Below are 14664 nucleotides of genomic sequence, written 5' to 3' on the forward strand. Positions count from 1 at the left end.
GGGGTCACACCATAGATACCGTGGCCTTTGTGAAGCGGGAAAGCGGGTTGAGGGCCGGCACCAAGCCGATGTAGGAAGCCAACGCTTCCGGTGAGCGGAACCGCGCGGGATTATCGGGTTCAGCCACCAACCGCGCCGCCGTCGTCGTGCCGATCCCTTCGATGGAGGTCAGTAGACGGCCGACCTAGTAGCCCGCGCCGAACGGACAGTTACGTTCTACAAAGGATGCTGGCAGGCTGCGGGGCATGGATGTCTCGCAGTGGGCCATTGACCTGAAGCTGGCTCCCGCCGACCGGGATCGGTTGGAGGGTCTCATCCGCAGCGGCAGCACGCCGCAGAAGTTGGTGCCGCGCGCCCGCATCGCGCTGCTGAGCGACGGCACATGCCTGAACGGCGCCATTGCCCGAGAGATCGGCGTCGCCTTGCCGACCGTGCACCGCTGGCAGCGGCGCGTCCAAGAGCAGGGCGTGAACGGGCTGCTGCGCGACAAGACGCGCCCGTCGCGCATCCCAGCCTTGGCGCCGGAGGTGGTCGAGCGCGTGGTGGAGATGACGCTCCAAGAGCCGCCTGACGAAGCCACGCACTGGAGCAGCCGCACGATGGCGGCCGCCAGTGGGGTGAGCGACACCAGCGTGCGCCGCATCTGGCGCGCTCACGGCCTCAAGCCGCATCGGGTGCGCACCTTCAAGCTCTCGCGCGATCCCAAGTTCGTCGAGAAGGTCCAGGACGTGGTCGGGCTGTACATGGACCCGCCGAAGCACGCGCTGGTGCTCTCGGTCGATGAGAAGTCGCAGATCCAGGCGCTGGAGCGCACCCAGCCGGGGTTGCCGCTGGCCAAGGGGCAGCCGGCGACGCAGACCCACGACTACACCCGGCATGGCACAACGACGCTGTTCGCGGCGCTCAACGTGCTGGACGGCACCGTGCTCGGCCAGTGCGCGGCCCGCCACCGGCATCAGGAATTCATCCGTTTTCTCAATGCCGTCGAGGCCGCGGTGCCAGTCGGCGAGGTGGTGCACGTCATCCTCGACAACTACGCCGAGACCGTCTCAAACCTGGGGGGAGAATGGTAAAGGGCGCTGGGAAGGCGGCGAACCGGGGGCGCAATGAAGTGGCGTGTCATGGTGGAGGTGACGGGCGAGGACGGAGCGGTGACGCAGCACGTGATCTCCGAGGGTGAGCGCACCGGGGCCGGTCAGGCGGCAACGCTCGGGCTGAGTCTGAGCGAGGGCAAGGCGACCGTGGCCGGCTTGCAGCGTGTCCTGGTCACGGCCCAGGCCGACGCGCATTGTCGCCTTCGGCGTCGGTGCGGCCACTGCGGAGCGTCGCGCCCGCTCAAGGACCACCGCTCCCGCCGGCTGGTGTCGTTGTTCGGGACGGTGGAGGTGCGCGCACCCCGCTTCGGCCCCTGCCGGTGCGGCGTGGCCTGCCGGCGCAGCCTGACCCCGGTCGCCGAGATCATGCCCGACCGCTGCACCCCGGAGTACGAACGCATCCTATCCGGGATGGGCAGCGCGCTGCCCTATCGGCGGGCGCGGGCGTTGCTGGTCGAGCTGCTGCCCTTGGATGCGGCTCCCGATGTGGAAACGGTCCGCCGGCGCACGCTTCGGGTCGGCGCCCGGCTCGAACGGGCGGCGCTGGTCCCGCCGGACGAGGGTTCGTCGGCCCCGGCAACGGCGATCACGCTGGCCATCGACGCGGGGCATGTGAAGTCGATCAAGACTTATCAGGTGCGCTCGTTCGAGGTGATGCTCGCGCGGGTGGGCAACGATCAGGGGCGGGAGGTCGTTTTCAGCAGCCTGCCGACCGAGGCCGACCGGCAAGTGCGGCAACTCCATCATGTTTTGCGCCGTCTGGGGGCGACGGCGACCACACCGGTCACCATCCTCAGCGACGGCGCGGAGGGTCCACGGTCGCTGGGCGCCGCGGCCAGCGTCGGCCCGATCCGTAACGTCCTCGACTGGTTCCACCTGTCGATGCGGGTCCAGCACGTGGCGCAGGCCGTCAAGGGCTGGGCCACGGCGGTGCCGGCCGCCGCGGAGCGGACGACGATGCTGGACGACGCCGTGACCCGCCTGCGTTGGCGGCTCTGGCACGGCCAGACCGAACGGGCGCTGACCTTGATCGGCGACCTCCTGACCGACCTCGACGCCGCTTTGGAAGCCGCTGACGACCCGCCGGCCCGGAAAGTGGCCGGGCTGCTGCGCGCCTTGGAGACGTACGTCGTCGGGCAAGCCGACCTGATCATCGACTACGCCGCCGCTCGGCATCGGGGCGAGGCCATTTCCACGGCGACGACCGAAAGCACCGTCCAACGTCTGCTGCACCGGCGCATGGGCGCCAATCAGCAAATGCGCTGGTCTCCGCGGGGCGCCCACCGGATGCTGAAGGTACGCACTGCGGTGATGAACGGCACACTCGCCGCGGATCACGTCGCGGCCGAGCCATACGCCCGCCGACCATTTCGTCGGGCGGCGTAACGCCCCCCAGGTTTGCGACGGTCTCTGCGCAAGCCAGCTCCCTTGATCCAGCCGAACAGCTCCTCAATCCGTTTGCGGATGCGCAAGGACACGGCATAGCCAGGGTGGCGGGTGGTCCGGCCGTCGATCGCCGAGCGGCGCTTGCTCGTGTTCTGCGCGACGTGCGCAGCGGCGCCCAACTCGCGCATGGTCGCCACGAAATCCCTGGTGTCGTAAGCCTTGTCGGCGCCCACGGTGATGCGGTGGCGGCCGGGGATGGCCTCGACCATGGAAACCGCCGCCTCGCGTTCGGCCAAGCCGGTGGCTGCCGTCAGCCGGACATCCACCACCAGGGCGTTCCGGTTCTCCATCAGGGCGTGGCCCATGAAGGCCAGCTTCGCCGGCTGCCCGTTGCCCTTGCGGTACAGCCGCGCCTCGGGATCGCTGGTCGAGGCATGGGTCTCGTTGGACCGCTTCTCGCCATGGAAGTCGCGCTCGCCGTTGCGCCCCGGCCCCGGCGGCTCGCCGCTGCCATCCTTGGGCCGGAAGCTCTTCACGCTGGCCCAGGCTTCGATCAGCGTCCCATCCACCGAGAAGTGCTCGTCCGACAGCAGCGCCTTGACCCGGGGTTGACCCAGCACGGCGGCCAGGAACTTGGCCGCCACATCGCCGGCCAGCAGGCGCTCACGGTTCTTGGTGAACACCGTAACGTCCCACACCGGGGCGTCCATCGACAAGCCGACGAACCAGCGGAACAGCAGGTTGTAGTCGAGCTGTTCCATCAGCTGGCGTTCCGAGCGCACCGAGTAGAAGGCCTGGAGCAGCAGCGCCCGCAGCAGCTTCTCCGGCGGGATCGACGGTCGACCGATCGTCGAGTACAGCCCCTCGAACGTCGGCGACATCACCTCCAGCGCTTCATCAACAATAGCCCGGATCGGTCGTAGAGGATGGCTCGCCGGAACACGGGCCTCACAGCTCACATAGCTGAACAGGCCCTCGCTGTGGTCGTCCGATCCCCGCATCGTCCCCTCGCCAGCCGCTTTCTCTTCGACCGGAGAGAATCACGACCGCCAAGCCGGGCATAGCCTTTTTCAGCGGCCTGTTAGTGTCCTCCGACCCCGCTGGGTCGCCTGGGGACGATCGTCATGTGGCGGGCCTTGCGCCTTCACACATCCTGCCGTGATGCTGGCCGGCTTCTTTGGAGCCGCCGCGCCCTCCTTTTCCACGAGCTTCATGACATTCAATTTGCAACGACTCCGTACGGAGTGGTTCGGCAACGTGCGCGGTGACGTGCTGGCCGGACTGGTCGTCGCCTTGGCCCTCATCCCGGAGGCTATCGCTTTTTCCATCATCGCAGGGGTCGATCCCAAAGTCGGGCTCTACGCCTCCTTCTCCATCGCCGTGATCATCGCGATTGTCGGCGGCCGGCCGGGAATGATCTCCGCCGCAACCGCAGCCACCGCGGTCCTCATGGTCACCCTGGTGAAGGACCATGGTCTGCAATACCTGTTGGCCGCGACCGTGCTGGCTGGCGTGCTGCAGGTCGGCTGCGGCCTGTTGCGGCTGGGCGTCCTCATGCGCTTCGTGTCGAAATCGGTCATGACCGGGTTCGTCAACGCTCTGGCCATCCTCATCTTCCTGGCTCAGTTGCCGGAACTCATCGGCGTCACTTGGCTTACCTACGCAATGGTCGCCGGCGGCCTCGCCATCATCTATCTGGTGCCGCGGGTGACGCGCGCGGTCCCGTCGCCGCTGGTGTGCATCCTGGTGTTGACCGCGCTGTCGGTCGCGTTCGGCCTCGATGTGCGCACCGTGGGTGACATGGGCGAGCTGCCTTCCACCCTGCCGGTCTTCCTGCTGCCCCAGGTGCCGCTGAGCTTCGAGACGCTGTGGATCGTCCTGCCCTATTCCGCCGGGATCGCGGTGGTCGGGCTGCTTGAATCCCTGATGACGGCGGCCATCGTCGATGATCTGACCGATACCGGCAGCGACAAGAACCGCGAGTGCATCGGACAGGGCATCGCCAACGTCGCCACCGGCTTCATCGGTGGCATGGCCGGCTGCGCGATGATCGGCCAGTCGGTGATCAATGTGAAGTCGGGCGGCCGGGGGCGGCTCTCCACCTTCTGCGCCGGCGTCTTCCTGCTGTTCCTGATCGTCGTGCTGGGCGACTGGGTGCGCCTGATCCCCATGCCGGCGCTGGTGGCCATCATGATCATGGTGTCGATCGGAACCTTCAGCTGGGTTTCGCTGAAGAACCTGCGGACGCATCCGCGCAGTTCCAGCATCGTCATGGTGGCGACCGTCGTCGGGGTGGTGGCGACACACAATCTCGCCATCGGCGTCCTGATCGGCGTTCTGCTGTCCGGCCTGTTCTTCGCCGGCAAGGTGGCCCAACTGTTCCGCGTCACCTCCGTCCTCTCGGATGACGGCACCGCACGCACCTACACCGTCGAGGGACAGCTGTTCTTCGCCTCGGCCGAGAGCTTCACCGCCGCCTTCGACTTCCACGAGGCGCTGGAGACGGTCACCATCGACGTCAGCCGCGCCCACATCTGGGACATCTCAAGCGTCTCCGCGCTCGACATGGTGGTGCTGAAATTCCGCCGGGAAGGGGCTGAGGTCGAGATCGTCGGCCTGAACCATGCCAGCGAGACCATCGTGGACAAGCTGGCGATTCACGACAAGCCGGGCGCCATGGAGCGCCTGCCGGCCCATTGAGGGAGGATGCGCAATGACATGTCTGCTGACACTGGTGGACGGCTCGGCCTACACGCCGAGCGTCTGTGACCATGCCGCCTGGGCCGCCAAGCGGCTGAGCCTTCCGGTGGAGCTGGTCCATGCCCTGGGCCACCGGGAGGAGCCCGCCGCGCACCCTGACTTCACCGGCAGCCTCGATGCCGATGCCCAGGATCGGCTGCTTGCCGAACTGGCGGAACTGGATGCGCGGAAGGCGAAGCTGGAGCAGCAGCGCGGCCGGCTGGTTCTGGACAGTGCCAAGGTGCGCCTGGAACAGGCCGGCGTTGCCCATGTGGCCCCCCGTCTGCGCAATGGCGACGTGCTGGAGGCCGTCCAGGATCTGGGAGGCAAAGCCGCCCTGATCGTGATCGGCAAGCGCGGCGAGGCGGCCGACTTCGCCACGCTGCATCTGGGTTCGAACCTGGAGCGAGTGGTCCGCGCGACCAGCCGGCCGGTGCTGGTTGCCTCTCGTGCTTTCCAGCCGGTGACGCAATTCCTGATCGCCTTCGACGGCGGTCCCAGCGCCATCAAGGCGGTGGAGGAGATTGCCGGAGGGCCGTTGCTGCGCGGCCTTCCCGGCCAGTTGCTGATGGCCGGAACGCCGACACCGGCCGCCCGCGACCGGCTTGACCAGGCAATGGAGCGCCTGCGCAGCGCCGGTTTTGCCGTGGAGGCCAGGGTGGAGGCCAAGCCGCCGGAAGAGGTTATCGCACAGGCGATGGATCACAATCCCGTCGGGCTTCTGATCATGGGTGCCTATGGTCATTCCCGAATCCGCAGCCTGATCATCGGCAGCACGACCACCGCGATGATCCGCTCCGTCAAGGCTCCGGTCCTGCTGTTCCGCTGAGACGGGGGTGCCGGGGCTCGGTGCGCAATGCCACATGCCGCAAGCGTCCCGCGCCGACATCGCCGCCTGCGTTCAGGCCGCAACTCCGTTCCGTGCGCGTTTCACGATTGCGGCGACGGTGTTCTTGCTGAGGCCCAGCTCCCGTCCGATCAGGCGGTAGCTGCGGCCCTCGTCCACCAATGCCAGAACTTTGGGCGCCAGCCGGTCCGACTTTGGCCGTTGTCCGGGCTGCCGGCCGAGTTTCTTACCACGGGCCTTGGCGGCGGCGAGGCCGGATCGGACCCGTTCGCGCAGCAGGTCACGTTCGAACTCGGCAATGCCGGCGAGCACGGTGGCCATCATACGGCCGGCGGCGCTCGCCAAGTCGAAGGTCATGCCGCTCAGCGCGATCCTCTTCGGCGTCCACCATTACGTCACGAAGAGCACCAACCTGCCCGAGGAACTCATCCACCTCGTGTTCCTCAGGGTCTCGCAGATCAACGGCTGCGCTCACTGCATCGATCTGCACAGCCGCGACCTCCGGAAGACCATGTCGATCGACAAGGTCACGCTGGCGCCGGTGTGGGAGGAGGTCCCGCACCTGTTCTCCGACACGGAGCGCGCGGCCCTGGCCTGGGCCGAAGAGGTGACCCGCGTCAGCGAAACCCACGCGTCCGACGCCGCCTACGCGGCGGTATCGTCGGCGTTCGAGCCGAAGGATCTGGTCGATCTCACCATCGCCATCGCGGCGATGAACGCCTTCAACCGGCTGGGTGCCCCCTTCCGTCTCCCGGTGGCCGCCAAGGCCTGAGCCGATGCGGATGGGAGCGGTGGCGACGCCGGAACCCGCCGCAACCAGCACGTCTCTGTGGCGCAGCGACGGGTGATCCATGTCCAGAGGGTCGCCGCGCCGCGCGATATGATCGGCCTCGCGTAGTTCATGGCGCCTCCCGCCAGCCCTTCGGCATCGTCGACTCATGTATGGCGCGACACCTGACGGAACCCTTACACGGAACTGCGACCAAGCAGCGGAGCGACCGTTCTCAGGGCTTGCTCCAAATCCATGAGCAAGTCACCTTCCCCCTCCAATCCGATGGACAAGCGCAACAGGCTGTCGTCGATGCCCGCCGCTCGCCGCGCCTCGCTTCCCATGCTCGCGTGCGTCATCGTCGCCGGATGAGCGACGAGGCTTTCGATGCCGCCAAGTGACTCGGCGAGCGTGAACACCCTCACCGCTTCCACGAAACGGCGTGCGCCGTCCGCTCCACCTTTGATGTTGAAGCTCAGCATGGCGCCGTAGCCACGCTGCTGGCGCTCCGCGATGGCGTGGCCGGGGTGAGACGGCAGGCCTGGATAATGCACGGTCTCCACGCACGGATGACGATCGAGAAAATCGGCCATCGCAAAAGCGGTGCGCTGCTGGTGCTCCAGCCTTGGAAACAGCGTTCTCAAGCCTCGCAACGTCAGATACGCGTCGAAGGGCGACCCGGTGAGGCCCATCGCGTTCGCCCAATCCTTGAGGTGGTTCAGATCCCGCGTGTCCGCGGCGATGACGGCTCCCCCCACGACGTCGGAATGGCCGTTGAGGTACTTGGTCGTTGAATGGATGACGAAGTCGGCCCCGAGCGCCAGCGGCTGCTGGAGCGCTGGCGAAAGGAAGGTGTTGTCGACGGCGATCTTTGCTCCCGCCGCTTTGCCCTGTTCGGCCAGCTTCGCGATGTCGGTGATGCGCATCAGCGGATTGCTTGGGGTTTCGATCAGGATGAGTGCCGGGCCGCGTCGAAGAGCCTCGGCGAAACCTGCCGCCTCGTTCAGATCGACGAACGCCACCCCAAAATGCCCTTTCGCCGCGCTCATCGAAAGCAGGCGATGGGTTCCGCCGTAGCAATCGTGTGGAGCGATCACCAGTTCGCCAGGGTCAAGCGTCGCCAGCAGCAGGCTGACGGCAGCCATGCCGGTGGCCGTGACCACCGCACCGGCGCCGCCCTCCAGTTGGGCGAGGGTATCGGCGAGCAGATCGCGCGTCGGGTTGGCCGTTCGCGAATAATCGTATGGTCCGGGCTTCTCAAAGCCGGGAAACCGGTAGGTGGTCGACAGGTGAATCGGCGGCGTCACCGCGCCGTACTCCGCGTCGTTCCCGATGCCGTTGGCGGCGGCGATCGTCTGCGGGGATTTCCCATTGTCCATGCTCGGCATCCTTTGCTGCGTGCCGTGGTCCGGCTGTTCGACCGCTCCTGGCCTGGCCCGATGGCGCCACGTCAGCGCGCCGCCGCCCGAAGGTTCGCGGCGCGGCTTGTCCGTCCGGGCTCGCTCGCCACATCGCCACGCATGGTGCGCACCAGGTTGTAGACCATCATGAGCGCGCCCGCGAGAAACAGGGCGCCGCCGGTTGCGCGGATGACGTGGAAGGGCTGCGTGGCCGTGACCGTCTCGACGAACGAATATTGGAGAAAGCCAAGGGTGTCGTAGGCGCGCCACATCAGACCCTGCATGATGCCCGACACCCACATGGCGGCGATGTAGAGCAGAATGCCCACGCTCGCCGTCCAGAAATGCAGGCTGACCAGCCCCACGGAGTACAGACGCTCCCGCCCCCAGAGCCGCGGGACGAGGTGGTAGAGGGAACCGAACACCATGAAGGCCACCCAGCCGAGCGCGCCGGAATGCACATGGCCGACCGTCCAGTCGGTGTAGTGCGACAGGGCGTTCACCGGCTTGATGGCCATCAGCGGACCCTCGAAGGTCGACATGCCGTAGAAGGCCACCGACGTCACGAGGAAGCGCAGGACCGGGTCGGTGCGCAGCTTGTCCCAGGCACCCGACAGGGTCATGATGCCGTTGATCATGCCGCCCCAGGACGGCATCCACAGCATGATCGAAAAGGTCATGCCCAGCGTCTGCGCCCAGTCCGGCAGGGCCGTGTAGTGCAGATGGTGCGGGCCGGCCCAGATGTAGATGAACACCAGCGACCAGAAATGCACGATCGACAGGCGGTACGAATAGACCGGCCGCTCCGCCTGTTTCGGCACGAAATAATACATCATGCCGACGACACCGGCGGTCAGGAAGAAGCCGACGATGTTGTGCCCGAACCACCACTGCACCATCGCGTCCTGCACGCCGGACAGCAACGGGTAGCTCTTCGCTCCGGTGAAGCAGACGGGCACGGCCAGATTGTTCAGCGTATGCACCATGCCGACGACGATGACGAAGGACAGGTAGAACCACAGGGCCACGTAGATGTGCCGCTCCCGCCGCTGCAGGATCGTCCGGACCAGGATCGTCGCGTAGAGCAGCCACACACCGAGCAGGAACAGGTCGGTGTACCACTCGAACTCCGCGTATTCCTTGCTCTGGGTGGCACCCATCACGTAGCCGGACACCGCCAGGAGAACGAATATCTGATAGCACCCGAACAGCAGTTGGTGCAGTTCGCGGCTTCCCCACAGAGCGGTTCGGCAGGTCCGCTGCGCCACAAAGAAGGACGAGCCGATCAGCGCGTTCCCGGTGAAGGCATAGACGATCAGAGTGGTGTGGATCGGCCGGACGCGGCCGAAACTGGTCCATTCCAGCCCGAGGTTGAGCGTCGGAGCGACCAGCAGAAGGGCAACCCACAGGCCCATTGCCAGCCCGGCCACACACCAGAACAGGGATGCCCGGATGAACATCCGCACCGCGGCGTCTCCGGAGTCGTACGAGGCCGCGTCGCCGTCCGTCCGTCCGGCCCCGGGTATGGATAGCGTGGTGCTGATCGCGAGATCGGTCATGCGCAAGACCCTGTCGACGTCGCACGGCGGGAGCGGCCGGACGGCCGACGTCATAGCGGCCCGGTCGGCGATGCCCGGTCGGGGCCGCCCAGCGCAGGGCGCGCGGACTCCAGTCCCGTTTTGGAATGGGAGGATCACAGGCGCCATGCCCGACGGCTCGTAACACGGTTGCACAGAGCCTAGGTCGCGCCTACACATAGCAAAAGCGAATTTATTCGATGGATTGTATCGGATTATCCAATACAATTTCTCGTGGGGGACGTCGCATGGACATGGAAACGGCCCGCACTTTCCTTGAAGCGGCCACGGCTGGAAGCTTCGTCGCGGCGGCGGAGCGGCTGCACGTCACGCAATCGACGGTCAGCACGCGCATCCGGCAATTGGAGGATCAGCTGGGTTGCCAGCTGTTTGTGCGCAACAAGAACGGCGCGATGCTCACCGCGGCCGGGATCCGGTTCCAGCGTCATGCCATCGCCATGCTCCGCCTTTGGGAGCAGGCCCGGCAGGAGGCCGCGCTTCCCATCGGGCATCGCGCCCTGCTGCGCATCGGCAGCGAGGCCGGTCTGTGGAACCGGATGCTGAACCGTTGGATTCCCTGGATGCGGCGGAATGCCGAAGACATCGCCCTGCGGTGCGAGGTCGGGTTGGCGGACGATCTGCTCCAGCGCCTTCGCGACGGGACGCTCGATCTCGCGGTCCTCTATTCGCCGCGCGCCGTGCCGGGCCTCGCGGTGCGCCTGCTGCTGGAAGAGGATTTGGTCCTTGTGAGGGTTCGCCCCGCTCCGAGCGCCGGTGGCGACCACTACGTCCTCATCGACTGGAGCGACGAATTCCAGCGCAGCATCCGTTTGCGAAATCCGGAGCTTCTGTCCACACCCCTGTCGATCGGCGTCGGCACGCTCGGGCTGGACTATGTCAGGCAATGCGGGGGAACCGGGCATTTCCCACGGAGCCTGGTCCAGCCCATGCTCGACCAGGGGGTGGGGGAAGTCGTGCCCGAAGCGCACCCGTTCAGCTTGCCCATCTACGCCGTTCACCCGGCGGAGCCTGATGTCAGCGTTCTCGTAACCGCGTTCGAAGGCCTGCGGGCCATCCTCGGCTCTGACGAGGTGACAGGGAATTCTCAACAAGGCGCCGACGCCCAATAAAATCCCGTTCCGGCCGGCGTCGGCGCGCGCGGGGCTGATGCCCGCAAATGGATGCGGCCTCACCGGCTGGCTTTCACGCCGTCGCGATGATGCGGCGTGAACGGTGTTCTGACAGGAAGGGAGGAATCACCATGAAGCCCCAGCGGTCCGCACCCCGGCCCTCGTCACCCTTCGCACGCCCCGACGGGTCCTGCCTCGGTCGTCTTCCGGACGAGCAGGAGGACGAGCCCGTGCCCGCCGCGCCGGCGGAACCCGAGGACAACCCCGCCCCGCCCACCGAGCCGATGAATCCGGCTTGATGCGGTTCGGAACACCGGCGCACGTTGGCCGCGACCGATCAGCCGCTGAACCTGCCGCTGAATGCCCGTCCTAAACCTGCGGCGATGATGCGCGTTCATCCGCGCCGCCAAGCGCCTCTTCCCCACAACGGTAAGCCCGTGCAAGGGAGACGTCCTGTGCCGGCGTAAGCACGGCGTCAACGGCACTGAGCAGTGCGGTCTCTTCCTTTTGAATGTGCAGGACGAGGCCCTCAATCAGCTGCTGCCCGAAATGGCGGAAGACCGGCCAGCTTTCCTCATCGAACCCCTCACGCAGAGCCAGGGCGCACAGCCGGGTGATGCGGCGGACGAGCGGGCGCAGGGCTTCGTGGTCGGTCGAGAGGTCGGCCGTCATCTCGTAAGCGCCAGCGGCGGCAATGGGCGGGAAGAGCCACTGCTCTTCCAGGAGGAAATGCCGTTCGAGGTCCTGGCCCAACTCCTTGCCAAGGGTGGCGAGCAGAACGCGACCGTCCACGTCCAGATGTGGGATGTCGTCTTCCGTGGTGCGCTCCAGGTAGGCTTCGAATGCGTTCAGAAGGTCGATGGTCCGGTGATGATCGTCGTGCAGGAGTTGGCCGGTCTTGCTGTCGGTGTGCATGTCCGAAGTCTTTTGAAAGGGGGTCACGCGTTGGGTCGGCCATTCCAAGCGGCAAGCCTGACCAGTCGAGGATCGTCGGCGTGGTCCACCAGCATGCGTCGGACCCGCTCCTGCCACAGGATGCGGAACTGTGCCGCTTCGTCCGGGGATGCCGCGTGGGACAACAGGCGCTGCAGAAGGCCGGGCATCGCCGGATCGACCGGCACGACGCCGCTGTCGAGCGTCGCTTGCACTCCCGCTCCCGTGTCCATGCGTACGAAGGCCATCGTCCCTTGAATGCCGACCCCGAAGGACAGGAGGTTCCGGCGGTCGAAGCGTCCAGCGATGCCCTTGAAGCCGGTGCTCTCCGTCGCTCCGGTCAGCAGCGTGGCGACGCTTGCCATCACACCGGCCACGCCTTCGGCGGCGGCCTCGCGAACAGACACCGCAACGGCCCCGCGCTCGGGCACCTCATCGGGATACAGACGCTCCAGTGACCGTACGGTCATCAGGTAAGCGCCCGCGACGGTCGGGCAGGAATGGCCGGCCAGCCGCACCGCATCGGCATAGCCATACTCAAGCAGGCCGTCCTCGGCCGCGCCGAGGAACGCGCTGAGCGGATCGCACACGACGAGCCGCGGCGCCGCATCATAAAAGGATGGAAAGGTCATAACCTGATCATGCCACGATGATGCGCGGGCCTCTTTGTCCTCGCGCAAACGGCACGGCCAAGCCCCGGTGGCAAGCGGGAAATGCCCAACGGAGGAAGACAGGGTCTCGCCCCCCACCCTCCCCCTGCGCATCCCACCGGGGTGGGATCAATGCTTCATCTCGCCGAGCTGCTTGCGGGAGTCGCCGCTCTTGTCGAGGATGACGCTGTCGTTCGCCCTGCCATCGACTTCCAGAATGCCGATGAGCCCCTTGGTGGCGCGGCTCAGAGCGTGGTCGACCAAGGCGTACTTGCCCGGATAGTCGACCTTGAACTCCACCATCGTCGCCCCGCCCGGCGCCACCGTGACCGTCTGCACGTTCTTCAGCGGCGGCGTGTCCAGGGCACCGAGATTGTGGACGCGATCAAAGATCTCGCCGATGACATGGAACGACGAGGTGAAGTTCGGCCCGCCGACACCGAACCAGATGCGCACGGTTTCGCCCACACTGGCCTTCAGCGGCTTGTCCTTCACCAGCCCACCCACGGCGCCGTTGAACACCAGATAGCCGGGCTTCTCGTTGACCAGGCCGTCGTAGTCGTCCTCCGCCGGCAGGTTCTTCGCCTTGGTGGCGTAGATCTCCTGCTGCATGACGTAGAACTCCTTGTCGACCTTCGGCAGGCCGTCTTCGGGCTCCACCACGATCAGGCCGAACATGCCCTTGGCGATGTGCTGGGCGACCATCGGCGTGGCGCAGTGATAGACGTAAACACCCGGCGCCATCGCCTTGAACGAGAATTCCTTGGTCTGGCCCGGCTCCGCCTGGGTGATCTGTCCGCCGCCAAGGAAACCGGTGGCCGCGTGGAAATCAATGGAATGGTTCATGATCGACCCGGGCGCGTTCGTCATGGACACGTTCACCGTGTCGCCGACACGGACGCGGACCATCGGGCCGGGGACCTTGTTGTTGAACGTCCAGTAGGTGTAGGTCGTGCCGTCATCCAGCCTGGCTTCGACCTCGGTCGTGGTCAGCACGACGTTGTGGGTCTTGGGCGCGCGCTTGCCCGCCGCTTCCGGCGCCGGGACCGCCGCGGGGTCCTGGACGATGTCGACCGCCGGTTCCTTGACCTTCGGCTCAGCGTACAGCGTGGTGGCCGATGCGGCGCCAACCCCGGACAGGGCGATGAAGGCGGCGGCGCTGACGGTGGCGAGGAAGGTCTTGTTTTTCATGATGCAATCCAGGGCGAGTGTTGCTTCTGAAGCCAGCGTCCCAGATTTCACGCCCCAATTACTTGACGGCCATCAAGAATTTGAAGCCAGTGCAACGCACAAATCCTCCAACATTTGGCCAACTTTTATCACAACAGCAATAACGAATGTGCGGAAGCGCGGGGGCGAAGGGCCGTATAACTATGAGAATCACCCCGAATCACAAGGTGAACTCTGATGAGGCCACCGGGCGGCCCATTGCCCGTCCCGCTGTGAACATGGCACCGGCTTAACGTCCCTGCGACATCCCGCCGCGGCTCAATGTGCAATCCCGCCGTACAGGGACACCGCGCCACGCCGCTTCCTTCGGCTTCGAGAACCGCGTTCGAGGACACTCGGACGCTCCTTCCTATCCTTTTCCGCACTGGCCCAACGGTCCTGTTTGCGCTTCCACTGGTTCTGGACACGTAACCTAACCGTGTAACGATAACAGGGGGAGGTGATGGCCGAGCGATTCACGAAATCAGCGGCGCGCAACATCTTCTACGGCGGGTCGCTCTTCTTCTTCGTCACCTTCGTCGCCCTGACGATTCACAGCCACTACTACATTCGAACGACCAGCACGGACGAGGCCACGCTGTCCGAGAGCGTCGCACGCGGCAAGCACGTGTGGGAGAGGAACGCCTGCATCAACTGCCACTCGCTGCTTGGTGAGGGTGCCTACTTCGCCCCGGAGCTCGGCAACGTCTGGGTCCGCTACGGCGGGCGGGAGGACGCCGAAGGCGCGCGCACGGCGCTGATCGCCTGGATGCAGTCGCAGCCCAGCGGGGTCGAGGGGCGCCGCCAGATGCCGCAGTTCAACCTGACCGACGCGGAGCTCAACGACCTCGTCGACTTCCTCGAATGGACCAGCCGCATCGACACGCAAGGCTGGCCACCGAACCAAGCGGGCTGAAGGGGAGGCATGGC

16 protein-coding genes are annotated in these 14664 nt (G+C 66.1%); 8 read left to right on the forward strand and 8 right to left on the reverse strand.

Annotated features, from left to right (window positions below; translation table 11 throughout):
• Positions 1-4 precede the first annotated feature (4 nt).
• Positions 5-172 carry a transposase gene (locus ACWPN5_RS28910; RefSeq protein ID WP_492298991.1) on the reverse strand — a complete coding sequence of 56 codons (168 nt, stop codon included), beginning with the start codon at positions 170-172 and terminating at the stop codon, positions 5-7.
• A 73-nt stretch (positions 173-245) separates the two neighbouring features.
• Between ACWPN5_RS28910 and ACWPN5_RS28915 the strand changes: the two genes are divergently transcribed.
• Both ACWPN5_RS28915 and ACWPN5_RS28920 read left to right on the forward strand, forming a co-directional pair.
• Positions 246-1073, forward strand: coding sequence for an IS630 family transposase (locus tag ACWPN5_RS28915; protein WP_492298878.1), 828 nt, complete (start codon positions 246-248; stop codon positions 1071-1073).
• Positions 1074-1106: 33 nt separating this feature from the next.
• Entirely contained in the window at positions 1107-2480 is a 1374-nt protein-coding gene (locus tag ACWPN5_RS28920) for an ISKra4 family transposase (RefSeq protein ID WP_492298854.1), read from the forward strand.
• Here the strand turns inward: ACWPN5_RS28920 and ACWPN5_RS28925 are convergent.
• Complete coding sequence (locus tag ACWPN5_RS28925) at positions 2429-3481, reverse strand: IS5 family transposase (protein ID WP_492298880.1); 1053 nt, start codon at positions 3479-3481, stop codon at positions 2429-2431. The genes ACWPN5_RS28920 and ACWPN5_RS28925 overlap by 52 nt on opposite strands.
• Before the next feature lie 211 nt (positions 3482-3692).
• Here ACWPN5_RS28925 and ACWPN5_RS28930 point away from each other — a divergent pair, with 211 nt between their 5' ends.
• Complete coding sequence (locus ACWPN5_RS28930) at positions 3693-5180, forward strand: SulP family inorganic anion transporter (protein ID WP_492298882.1); 1488 nt, start codon at positions 3693-3695, stop codon at positions 5178-5180.
• Positions 5181-5193: 13 nt separating this feature from the next.
• Positions 5194-6048, forward strand: a complete 855-nt coding sequence (locus tag ACWPN5_RS28935) for a universal stress protein (protein ID WP_492298884.1) — start codon at positions 5194-5196, stop codon at positions 6046-6048.
• Between the two features lie 72 nt (positions 6049-6120).
• Here the strand turns inward: ACWPN5_RS28935 and ACWPN5_RS28940 are convergent, their stop codons facing one another.
• Positions 6121-6423: a recombinase family protein gene (locus ACWPN5_RS28940; RefSeq protein WP_492298886.1), complete on the reverse strand. Its 303-nt coding sequence runs from the start codon at positions 6421-6423 to the stop codon at positions 6121-6123.
• Between ACWPN5_RS28940 and ACWPN5_RS28945 the strand changes: the two genes are divergently transcribed.
• Complete coding sequence (locus tag ACWPN5_RS28945) at positions 6422-6838, forward strand: carboxymuconolactone decarboxylase family protein (RefSeq protein ID WP_492298887.1); 417 nt, start codon at positions 6422-6424, stop codon at positions 6836-6838. The two genes, ACWPN5_RS28940 and ACWPN5_RS28945, sit on opposite strands and share 2 nt — an antisense overlap.
• Before the next feature lie 194 nt (positions 6839-7032).
• Here the strand turns inward: ACWPN5_RS28945 and metB are convergent, their stop codons facing one another.
• Together metB and ccoN are read right to left on the reverse strand one after the other, a co-directional pair.
• Entirely contained in the window at positions 7033-8214 is a 1182-nt protein-coding gene (gene metB / locus ACWPN5_RS28950) for a cystathionine gamma-synthase (RefSeq protein WP_492298889.1), read from the reverse strand.
• A gap of 71 nt (positions 8215-8285) precedes the next feature.
• Positions 8286-9794, reverse strand: coding sequence for a cytochrome-c oxidase, cbb3-type subunit I (gene ccoN / locus ACWPN5_RS28955; RefSeq protein WP_492298890.1), 1509 nt, complete (start codon positions 9792-9794; stop codon positions 8286-8288).
• 266 nt (positions 9795-10060) lie between these two features.
• Here ccoN and ACWPN5_RS28960 point away from each other — a divergent pair, with 266 nt between their 5' ends.
• Both ACWPN5_RS28960 and ACWPN5_RS28965 read left to right on the forward strand, forming a co-directional pair.
• Positions 10061-10942: a LysR family transcriptional regulator gene (locus ACWPN5_RS28960; protein WP_492298892.1), complete on the forward strand. Its 882-nt coding sequence runs from the start codon at positions 10061-10063 to the stop codon at positions 10940-10942.
• 131 nt (positions 10943-11073) lie between these two features.
• Positions 11074-11241 carry a hypothetical protein gene (locus ACWPN5_RS28965; RefSeq protein ID WP_492298894.1) on the forward strand — a complete coding sequence of 56 codons (168 nt, stop codon included), beginning with the start codon at positions 11074-11076 and terminating at the stop codon, positions 11239-11241.
• Positions 11242-11311: 70 nt separating this feature from the next.
• Here the strand turns inward: ACWPN5_RS28965 and ACWPN5_RS28970 are convergent, their stop codons facing one another.
• The 3 genes from ACWPN5_RS28970 to nirK form a co-directional block, all read right to left on the reverse strand.
• Positions 11312-11857, reverse strand: coding sequence for a hemerythrin domain-containing protein (locus tag ACWPN5_RS28970; protein WP_492298895.1), 546 nt, complete (start codon positions 11855-11857; stop codon positions 11312-11314).
• Positions 11858-11880: 23 nt separating this feature from the next.
• On the reverse strand, positions 11881-12507 hold the full coding sequence (locus ACWPN5_RS28975) for a hypothetical protein (RefSeq protein WP_492298897.1): 627 nt from the start codon (positions 12505-12507) through the stop codon (positions 11881-11883).
• A 147-nt stretch (positions 12508-12654) separates the two neighbouring features.
• Complete coding sequence (gene nirK / locus ACWPN5_RS28980) at positions 12655-13716, reverse strand: copper-containing nitrite reductase (RefSeq protein WP_492298899.1); 1062 nt, start codon at positions 13714-13716, stop codon at positions 12655-12657.
• Positions 13717-14197: 481 nt separating this feature from the next.
• Between nirK and ACWPN5_RS28985 the strand changes: the two genes are divergently transcribed.
• Positions 14198-14650, forward strand: a complete 453-nt coding sequence (locus ACWPN5_RS28985; RefSeq protein ID WP_109069058.1) for a c-type cytochrome — start codon at positions 14198-14200, stop codon at positions 14648-14650.
• The last annotated feature ends 14 nt before the right edge of the window (positions 14651-14664 follow it).

Source organism: Azospirillum sp. UENF 211521 (genome assembly GCF_058780535.1).